We start from the raw sequence: 9528 nt of genomic DNA, 5'->3' as shown, positions 1-9528 counted from the left end.
CCTGCGAGGCGCTGTTGTCGACCACGCCGCTGGAGGCGGTCCACGGGGCGGCGGAGCCGGTCTCGAAGCCCGCGTTGCCGAGCAGCTGCGCCGGGATGCAGCCGTCGCCCCGGCTGATCGTCCAACTGAAGCTCGTCGTGGCGGTCTTGCCGGCCGAGTCCTTGACCGTGACCGTCACGGTGGACGTGCCCGCCGTCGTCGCCGTGCCGGTGATCAGGCCGGTGGACGCGTTGATCGAGAGCCCGGCCGGCAGCCCGGCGGCCGAGTAGGTGAGCGGTGCGGTCCCGCCGCTCGCCGAGATCTGGAGGTTGACCGGGGCGTTCAGGCCGGTGGACTGGGGGCCCGGGTTGGTGACCGAGACGGCGCCGCTGCCGGCCGGCTTGGTGAGCAGGCAGCCGCTGACGTTGAGGTCGATGACGCGGCCGTTGCCGAGGCAGGTGGTGAACCAGTAGGTCTGCTCACCGTAGCTCTGGCCCTTGGTGACGGTGGTGGTGCCGTCGGCCGCCACCTCGCACGGGTTGTTGAGGGTGCACATCGCGCCGTCGTCGTTGCCGGTGTTGTTGATGCCGACGATCTTCTTGGTCGCGGCGTCGACGATCGGCGAACCGGACGTGCCGTGCGTGGTGTTGCAGCCGGAGCTGTAGCGGATCGAGTCGTGCCAGGTCCACGCGTCCTCGCGCAGGGTGGGGACGAAGCCGTTGATCGAGCAGTCCCACACCTGCTTCCAGTACGACGAGGGTATGTACATCGCCGAGCCGTCGGCCGGGTGGGTGTCGCTGATGGTGAGGGCGGTGGCGCCGTACTTGCTGGTCACCGACCCGAAGGTGTCGGTCAGTTGGTACAGGGCGACGTCGGTGCCGGTCATCGTCGCGTACAGCACCTTGTCCGCCTGGACGGTGCCGAGCGAGGAGCCGGACGAGCTGAGCAGGGTGCCGCTGCGGCTGGCGCTCTGGTTCTGGATGACCACGCCGGCGGCCGGCATCGTCGGCAGGCAGTGGCCGTTGGTGAGCATCATGGCCCGGTCGGTGTCGACCGAGGAGGGGTAACGGACCAGCGAGGCCGAACAGTTGCTCAGTGCAATGGTGGACGTGAGGTCACCGGCCTGGACCGCCTGCGCGGGGGTGGCGGCCAGGGTGAGCCCACCTGCGACGACTGCACTCGCGCCGACGACGGCGGCAAGTCTCTTCAACATGGCTCTCCTTGTGGGGGATTGCGGGGCGTACGACCGGTTGCGGACGCCCGCGCCGCACGAAAGTGCCATGACCACCTCAATGCGTCAACCATGCCGGCAGAACTCGTCCGACCGGATTCCGCTCGCCCGGCCCCCGCCGGCCACCCGGACGGCCCCCGTCATCCCTCACCCGCCCGTGGAGGCGTCTAGGATGCGGGCGGAACATTTCCGCAAGCCACACGGGGGAATTGATGCCTGGTCAGTGGAAGACGCTCGGCGAACCGGGCGGCGTCGAGGCCTACGTCCACCGCCCTGAGGACGGCGAGGTCCGCGGCGCGGTCGTCGTCTGCTCCGAGCTCTACGGCGTGAACACCTACGTCCGCGACACCTGCGCCGAACTGGCGGCGGCCGGGTACGTCGCCATCGCACCCGACTACTACTGGCGCAACGCCCGGCGCACCGAACTCGGCTACACGGCGGAGGAACGCGAGTCCGGCCTGGTGCTGATGCGCGCGCTCGACCGCGACGAGCTGGTCGCGGACGCGGCCGCCGCGCTCGCGGTCGCCCGGGTCGAGGCCGGCGGCCGCGGCGTCGCCTTCATCGGGCTCAGCATGGGCGGGCACATCGCGGTGCGCGCGGCCACCGAGCTCCGCTTCGAACTCGCCGCCGTCTTCTACCCGGGTTGGCTCCTCAACAGCGGCTTCCCGCTGGTCGGCCCGGTCCCGCCGTTGGAGACGAGTGACCGGATCGCCGCCAACGGCGTGTTCCTGCTCGGCTTCCGCGGCGAGCTGGACCACATCATCCCCGCCGAGGAGTGGGAGCAGGCCGGGCAGCGCCTGACCGAGGCCAAGGTCGCGCACGACCTCGTCACCTACCCCGCCGCCAACCACGGCTTCGCGTGCTCCGACCGCCCCGCCGACTACGACCCCGAGGCCGGTGCGGACGCCTGGCGGCGGGTGTACGCGGCGCTGCAGACGTACCTGTAGGCGCAACGGTCACGACGCCGGCGCGCGGGGGCGGGCCGACGCCCCCGCGCACCACCGTGATCATCATCTACCCGTCGTGGCAAGGGGATCGGGCGGAGCGCTGGTACCGTCGACCGGATGTCGCACGAGGATGGAGACGGTTCATGAGGCTGCTGCCGCTGGTGCTCCGCCGGCCGATGGAGGCGGTGTACGAGCGCCGCCTGGCCGCCACGCTGGTGGGGCTCCCGCGCCCTCAGCACGTCGGGATCATGCTGGACGGGAACCGCCGGTGGGCCCGGCAGGCCGGGCACGAGGACGTCCGGGAGGGCTACCGGGCGGGCGGGGCGAAGGCCGGCGAGTTCCTGGGCTGGTGCACGGCGGCGGGCATCGGGCACGTGACGCTGTTCATGCTGTCCGACGACAACCTCGGCCGCCCGGCGGACGAGCTCGGGCCGCTCATCTCGGTCATCGAGGAGACCGTCCGGGCCATCTCCGCGCCCGGCCGCCCCTGGGAGGTCCAGGTCATCGGCTCGCTGGACCTGCTGCCCGGCGACAGCGCCCGGACGCTGAAGGAGGCCGCCGCGGCGACGGCCGGGCGCGGCGGACTGAAGGTCGACGTGGCCGTGGGCTACGGCGGCCGCCGGGAGATCGTCGACGCGGTGAAGAGCGCCTTCGGGGAGCACATCGCGGCCGGTGGCGACCCGGTCGAGCTGGTCGAGCGGTTCGACGTCGAGGACATCTCCCGGCACCTCTACTCGCACTCGCCGACGGCCGACCGCACCGACTTCATCATCCGCACCTCCGGCGAGCAGCGGCTCTCGGGCTTCCTGCTCTGGCAGTCCGCCTACGCCGAGATGCACTGGGTGGACTGCTACTGGCCCGCCTTCCGCCGCGTCGACTTCCTCCGCGCCCTGCGCTCCTACGCGGGCCGGGAGCGCCGCTTCGGCAAGTAGGCAGGAGGCCGCGGCCGGACGTAAGGCGGCCGGGCGGACGGACGTAAGGCGGCCGGACGGCCGGACAGGGGGACAGCCGACGGACAGCCGGGCTAGGCGGAAGCGGCGTCCCGTCGCCAGGGGAAGGGGGCGAGGTCGGGCTCGACCCAGCCGGCCTTCGCCTCCGGGGAGTCCAGGGTGGCCGCACGGTAGTAGCGGGCCGGAAGGTCCTTGTCGAGCAGGTCGGGGTGACGGTCGGCGAAGTCCGCGAAGTCGTCCCCGCCGTGTTCCGCCGCGTGGTGGCCGACCAGCTCCACCCAGGCCCGGGTGAGGGTCACGTGGTACTTCTGCGGCGCCCCCGCCTTGGTGGCGGTGCGCAGGATGCCGTCGCCGACCAGGGAGACCGCCGCGGGGACGCCGACCGCCCGCACGGCCAGCCAGGTCAGGTGGACGTGCTCACGGTGGCCGAACCGCCCGGCGGCCGCGGTCACCTCGGCCAGCAGCGCCCCGAATTCGGGCGCGGGCGTCTCGGTCGTGCTGGAGTCGTGCAGGGGCTGGGCGGTCATGAGGGCACCTCGGTCAGAGCTTGCAGGGCGGCACGAAGGCCGGTGATGGCGTCGGCCGGCAGTCCGGCCAGCGCGCGGCGCTCCAGGCCGCTGATGGCCTGCCGGATCGTGTCGGCGGCCACCCGGCCGGAGGGGGTGAGTTCGATGAGCACCGCGCGACGGTCCCCCGGGCGGGTGCCGCGGGTGATGTGGCCGCGCCGCTCCAGCCGGTCGAGGATGCTGGTCAGCGTGGTCGGGCGGGTACCCACGGCCGCGCCGAGCTCGGACACGGTACGGCCACGGCCGTCTGCCAGGTTGGCCAGCGCGTTGATCTCGGAGGGGTTCAGGTCCAGGTCGACCAGCTCGGCGGCGAGCACCTGGAGCGTGGCATGGGTGGCCCGCTGGAGCGCGAGCAGGGCCGACCACTCGGACGGCACGGAATCGGACGAACCGGAATCGGACTTCACGATTCCGAACTATACGATTTCGTACTACCTGCCGCCAAACGCGATCCTCCCGGAAGCCGCGCACTGGCAGCCTCCGCACCGACATCCCGGCAACCGGCACCGGCAGGCGAGCCGGCGGGCGAGCGGGCAAGCGGGCCAGCGGGCGCGGAGGTCCGGATCGCCGGGGTGGGAGTGGCGAGAGCCGCCACGAAAACAGTGGCGGCGCCGCCGGCCGATCCCGGCCCACGGCGCCACCACCACGACACGACCCCACCACGTCACGCCACCACGACGGCACCACGTCACTGCGTCACTGCGTCACGGCCCGGCCTACGGCTCCGGGAACTTGTCCTCGTCGACGTCGCTGGTCTTGGCGTTGCCGCCGACCGTCGGCTGGAGCGTGATCGACCACGAGGTGTAGGTGCGGCCCGTCTCGAAGGCCATGGTGTCGTCGAACTTGCTGAAGTCGCAGCTCTGGGTGAAGGCCTTGAGCGACGGGTCCCAGTCGACGCCACCGGCGAAGTAGACGTCGTAGGTGCCGTCCTCGACGCCCTCGATGGACGCCTTCTTGCCCTTGCCGATGTACACCGAGTGGATCGACTTGCCGTTCTGCGCGAGCGAGACCACCGCGTCCGAGCTGCCGCCGTTGTCCACGTTGAGGACGCCCGAGCCGTTCAGCCGGCCCTCGCGGACCAGGGTGCCGTTCTCCTGGCTGCGGGTCTGGAGCTGCGGGGTCTGCGGGACGTTGAAGGTGACGGGGTAGCCGGCGGCGTTCATCTGGGCGAGGGCGGCGGGCACCGCCTTCAGGCCCTCGGACTGGCCGACCTCGGCGAAGGCGGAGGTGGTGGCGCAGACGTTCTTCTTCTTGATGTCGTTGCGCACCTTGGTCAGGTCGGTGGAGAGCTGGCCGAGGGCCACCACCAGCTGGCGCCGGGCGGTGGTGACGGTGGCCGGCTCGTCCGCGTAGCCGAGCCCGCTGCCCGCCTTGGTGGCGGCGGTGGCCGCCTCCTGGAGGGCGGTGGAGAAGGCGTCGAGGCTCGCGGACGCGTTGAGTTTGCCGAGCGCGGTGTTGACCGGGTCGATGTAGCCCGCCAGCACCGGACCGTACGGCGGCCGGGTCGGCGTCGGGGTCGGGGTCGGGGTCGGCGTGGGGGTCGGACTCGCGGTCGTGGAGGCCGCGTCGGTCTTCCCCGGCTTCAGGCCGAACCCGTCCGTGTCCCCCGACCCCCCGCCGGAGCACGCTGCCAGCAACAGCGTGGCGCCGACCGCCAGGCCGGACTTGGTGAAGGACTTCATGCCGCTCCCCCGGTGTGATCCCTGTGATCCCTGTGATCCCGTGCACGTCGCGATCGCCGCGATCGCGACGTGGCCACTGATCCACGGTGATCTCTCGTGCACGCTCCGTGCACTCCCCGCGGACATGATCCCGACCCTGGGGGACGCGGTCAACAGGGCGCACAAGGGGCGTACGGAAGCGCGGAAGGGGCGTACACGGGGGCGCGCAGAGCAGATGGCACGGTCAACTACGATCAGGCACGTGCTCAGGCTTACGGGACTCCCCCTCCAGATCATCGCCTCCATCGTCGCGATCTGCGCGTTCGCCGCCACGATGTGGCTCTGGCCGAGATTCGGCGGCCGCGGCTGGAAGGCCTGGCTCGGGCGGATCGGCGCCTTCCTCGCCACCCAGGTCTCGGTCCTGGTCGCGATGGGCCTGATCGCCAACGGCTACTTCGGGTTCTACAGCTCCTGGACCGACCTGCTCGGCACCAACGGCGGTCCCGGCACGGTCGTCGACCACCAGCCGAACGCCGCCGTCGCCATCACCGGCGAGCAGAAGTTCTACGCGGAGCAGGGCTCGAACCCGGAGCGCGTCGGCCTGATCCACAAGGTCGCCGTCAAAGGAGCCGCCAGCGGTCTGAGCACCGACGGCTTCGTCTATCTGCCCCCGCAGTACTTCCAGCCCGAGTACGCGCAGCGGAAGTTCCCCATGGCCCTGGTCCTGGCCGGGTACCCCGGGACGCCGGAGAAGCTGATCTCGCTGATGCAGTACCCCGCCTCCACCCTGGAGGCGATCGACCAGAAGAAGCTTCCGCCGACCGTCCTGGTGATGCTGCGCCCGACCCTCGTCAACAACCGGGACACCGAGTGCGTGGACGTCCCGAACGGCCCGCAGGTGGAGACCTTCTTCACCAGTGACCTGCCCAAGGCGCTCGCCACCACCTACCGGCTCGGCAGCGACCCGTCCAACCGGGCCGTGATCGGCAACTCGACCGGTGGCTACTGCGCGCTCAAGTTCGCGCTGCGCAAGCCGGACTCGTACCCGGCCGCCGTCTCGCTCTCCGGCTACTACACCGCGCCGATCGACGAGACCACCGGCGACCTCTTCGCCGGCAACGGGCAGTTGAAGCAGGAGAACGACCTGCTCTGGCGGCTGCACAACAAGCCGGCCGCACCCGTCGCGCTGCTGCTGGGCACCGCGTACGACGAGAACAACTACGCCGCCACCCAGGAGATGGTGAAGTCGTTCAAGGCGCCGACCAAGCTCTCCACCATCACCCTGGACACCGGCGGGCACAACTTCCACACCTGGACCCGGGAGATCCCCCCGGCGCTGGAGTGGCTGGGCAAGCACCTGACGATGCCCCAGCCGGCCTGAGCCCCCGGCTCTCCCGGAAGGACCACCACCCGGGCCGCCCGCCCGCCGCGCGTCGGGCGGCCATTCCGTCGAGCCGTCCGCAGCGCCGTCCGTCGACCCGACCGCAGGGCCGTCCGCCGGAACCCTGCCGTCCGTCGACCCGTCCGCAGAACCCTCCGCAGAACCCTCCGCCGGCCCCTCCGCCGGCCCGTCCGCCGGCCCCTCCGCCGGCCCCTCCGCCGGCCCGTCCGCCGACCGTCCCGCTGACCCGTCCGGGTGGTTCCGGCAGGGATCACAGGCCCCTCACAGCCGGGTCTCACGGTCCTCTCAGCGACGCGGCCGAGCGTATCGTCCATGACCACGACCAGCTTCTCCCCGCCGGCCGGCGAACCGTGGCCCGAGGCCGCGAACTACCCGCCGCCGGAGGTACCGCAGCCGGCCCCTGACGCACCCGCGGACGCGGACGCGGCGGCGCCGGCCGCACCGCTCTTCCCCGAGTTCCCGCTGCCGCCCGTCGGCCCCAAGGGCCCGGCGTCCTGGGCCGGCCGGCTGCGCACGCTCCCGGCCCGCGCCTGGCGCGGCCGCGCGGACGACCCGCGGTGGGTACGGCCCGCGCTGCTGGCCCTGCTGGCCGCGACCGCCGTCCTCTACCTCTGGGGCCTGAGCGCCTCCGGCTGGGCCAACTCGTTCTACTCGGCGGCCGCCCAGGCCGGCAGTCAGAGCTGGAAGGCCTTCTTCTACGGCTCCTCCGACGCCGGGAACTTCATCACCGTCGACAAGCCGCCGCTCTCGCTCTGGCCGATGGCGCTGGCCGCCCGGGTCTTCGGCCTCTCCTCCTGGTCGGTGCTGGCCCCGCAGGCGCTGATGGCGGTCGCCACCGTGGCCACCCTGTACGCGACGGTGCGCCGCCGCTTCTCCCCGCTCGGCGGCCTGCTGGCGGGCGCCACCCTGGCGCTGACCCCGGTGGCGGCGCTGATGTTCCGCTTCAACAACCCGGACGCACTGCTGGTACTGCTGCTGACGCTGGCCGCGTACGGGCTGGTCCGCGCGATCGAGGCGGCCGGCACCCGGTGGCTGGTGTTCACCGGGGTGATGTTCGGGCTGGCCTTCCTCACCAAGACGCTCCAGGCCTTCCTCGTCCTCCCGGCCTTCGCTCTGGTCTACCTGGTGGCCGCGCCGACCGGGCTCTGGCGCCGGGTGCGCCAGCTGCTGGCGGCCGGGCTGGCCATGGTGGTCTCCGGCGGCTGGTGGGTCGCGGTCGTCGAGCTGGTGCCGGCGTCGTCGCGGCCCTACGTCGGCGGCTCGCAGGACAACAGCTTCCTCTCGCTCACCTTCGGCTACAACGGCCTCGGCCGTCTCAACGGCAACGAGACCGGCAGCGTGGGCGGCGGCAGGCTCCCGGCCGGCATGGAGGCGCCGCCCGGTGGCGGCAGGGCGATGGGCGGCTGGGGCGAGACCGGCATCACCCGGATGTTCGACGGGGACATCGGCGGCCAGATCGCCTGGCTGATCCCGGCCGCGCTGCTCCTGCTGCTGACCGCCCTGTGGGCCACCCGCCGCCTCGCCCGGACGGACACCGCCCGCGCGGCGTTCCTGGTCTGGGGCGGCTGGCTGCTCTGCACCGCGCTGACCTTCAGCTTCATGTCCGGCATCTTCCACCAGTACTACACGGTGGCACTGGCCCCGGCGGTCGCGGCGCTGGTCGGCATGGGCGTGGACGGGCTCTGGCGGGCCCGGCACCGGCTGCCGTACGCGGCGGTGCTGGCGGTCACCCTGGCGGTGACGGCGGTCTGGGCGTACGTGCTGCTCGGGCGCAGCGCGCAGTTCCTGCCGTGGCTCCGCTGGGCGGTGCTGGTGGGCGGGCTCGCGGCGGCGGCGACGCTGCTGCTGGCCGGGCGGCTGGCGGCACGGCTCGCGACGGTCGTCGGGCTGGTGGGCCTGGCGGCGGCGCTCGGCGGTCCGGCCGCGTACGCGGTGGACACCGTGAACACGCCGCACACCGGGTCGATCGTGACGGCCGGCCCGGCGGTCGCGGGCGGCCGGGGCATGGGCCCGGGCGGGATGCGCGGCCTTCCGCCCGGCGGCAACGGCGAGTTCTTCTTCAACGGCCGGCAGATGACCCCCGGTCAGGGCGGCGTGCCGGGCGGCGTACCCGGGGGTGCGCCGGGCGGTGCTCCGGGCGGTGCTCCGGGTGGCCAGGGCGGCGCGAACGGCGGTGGCCTGCCCGGCAACGGCAACGGCAACGGCAACGGCACCGGCACGGACGGCCGCGGCGGCCGCGGCGGGGCCGGAGGGTTCGGCGGCCAGACGGGCGGGGCCCCCGGCGGCATGGGCGGACTGCTGAACGGCGCCCGGGTGAGCGACGAGGCCGCCGCCGCGCTCAGGCAGGACGCCGACCGCTACACCTGGGCCGCCGCGACCAGCGGCTCGCAGAACGCCGCCAGCTACCAACTCGCCTCCGGCGTCCCCGTGATGGCCCTCGGCGGCTTCAACAGCACCGACCCGTCGCTCAGCCTGAGCGCCTTCCAGCAGTACGTGCAGGAGGGCAAGGTGCACTGGTTCATCGGCGGCGGCTCCCGGCGCGCGGTGGGCGCCAACGCCGGCGGCGAGGCGCAGGAGTCGCAGACCGCACAGATCGAGAACTGGGTGACGAGCCACTTCACGGCGAAGACGGTGGGCGGCGCGACGTTCTACGACCTGACGCAGGCGCCCGGCTCCTGAGCCACGGCGAAGCCTCTGAGCGACGGCGAAGCTCCCGAGCACGCCGGCGGACCCTGGGCAACGGCGAAGGGGCGCACCGCGAGAAGCATCGCGGTACGCCCCTTCGCCGTGCG

At 72.7% G+C, this 9528-nt stretch carries 8 protein-coding genes; 4 read left to right on the top strand and 4 right to left on the bottom strand.

Annotated elements, in window-relative coordinates:
- Window positions 1-1192 (bottom strand): putative Ig domain-containing protein (locus ACFC1F_RS33365; protein WP_376163991.1); only part of this gene is annotated, 1192 nt, incomplete at its 3' end.
- Between the two features lie 230 nt (window positions 1193-1422).
- Here ACFC1F_RS33365 and ACFC1F_RS33360 point away from each other — a divergent pair.
- Together ACFC1F_RS33360 and ACFC1F_RS33355 are read left to right on the top strand one after the other, a co-directional pair.
- On the top strand, window positions 1423-2157 hold the full coding sequence (locus tag ACFC1F_RS33360; protein WP_376163989.1) for a dienelactone hydrolase family protein: 735 nt from the start codon (window positions 1423-1425) through the stop codon (window positions 2155-2157).
- A 143-nt stretch (window positions 2158-2300) separates the two neighbouring features.
- A complete protein-coding gene (locus tag ACFC1F_RS33355; RefSeq protein ID WP_148645674.1) occupies window positions 2301-3089 on the top strand; it encodes an isoprenyl transferase in 789 nt (262 codons plus the stop codon).
- A gap of 92 nt (window positions 3090-3181) precedes the next feature.
- Here ACFC1F_RS33355 and ACFC1F_RS33350 read toward each other — a convergent pair whose 3' ends face one another.
- From ACFC1F_RS33350 to ACFC1F_RS33340, 3 genes are all read right to left on the bottom strand, one after another.
- Window positions 3182-3634 (bottom strand): hypothetical protein, encoded by a 453-nt coding sequence (locus ACFC1F_RS33350; RefSeq protein ID WP_376163987.1) that lies wholly within the window; start codon window positions 3632-3634, stop codon window positions 3182-3184.
- Complete coding sequence (locus ACFC1F_RS33345; RefSeq protein WP_376163985.1) at window positions 3631-4080, bottom strand: MarR family winged helix-turn-helix transcriptional regulator; 450 nt, start codon at window positions 4078-4080, stop codon at window positions 3631-3633. The genes ACFC1F_RS33350 and ACFC1F_RS33345 overlap by 4 nt, the downstream gene beginning before the upstream one ends.
- 309 nt (window positions 4081-4389) lie before the next feature.
- Window positions 4390-5355: a hypothetical protein gene (locus tag ACFC1F_RS33340; RefSeq protein ID WP_376163983.1), complete on the bottom strand. Its 966-nt coding sequence runs from the start codon at window positions 5353-5355 to the stop codon at window positions 4390-4392.
- Between the two features lie 241 nt (window positions 5356-5596).
- Here ACFC1F_RS33340 and ACFC1F_RS33335 point away from each other — a divergent pair, with 241 nt between their 5' ends.
- Together ACFC1F_RS33335 and ACFC1F_RS33330 are read left to right on the top strand one after the other, a co-directional pair.
- Window positions 5597-6715, top strand: coding sequence for an alpha/beta hydrolase (locus ACFC1F_RS33335; protein ID WP_376163981.1), 1119 nt, complete (start codon window positions 5597-5599; stop codon window positions 6713-6715).
- A 333-nt stretch (window positions 6716-7048) separates the two neighbouring features.
- On the top strand, window positions 7049-9415 hold the full coding sequence (locus ACFC1F_RS33330; protein WP_376163979.1) for an ArnT family glycosyltransferase: 2367 nt from the start codon (window positions 7049-7051) through the stop codon (window positions 9413-9415).
- The last annotated feature ends 113 nt before the right edge of the window (window positions 9416-9528 follow it).

The organism is Kitasatospora sp. NPDC056181 (assembly GCF_042266225.1).
Lineage (GTDB): Bacteria > Actinomycetota > Actinomycetes > Streptomycetales > Streptomycetaceae > Kitasatospora.
This window is presented reverse-complemented; position numbering and strand designations above follow the sequence as displayed.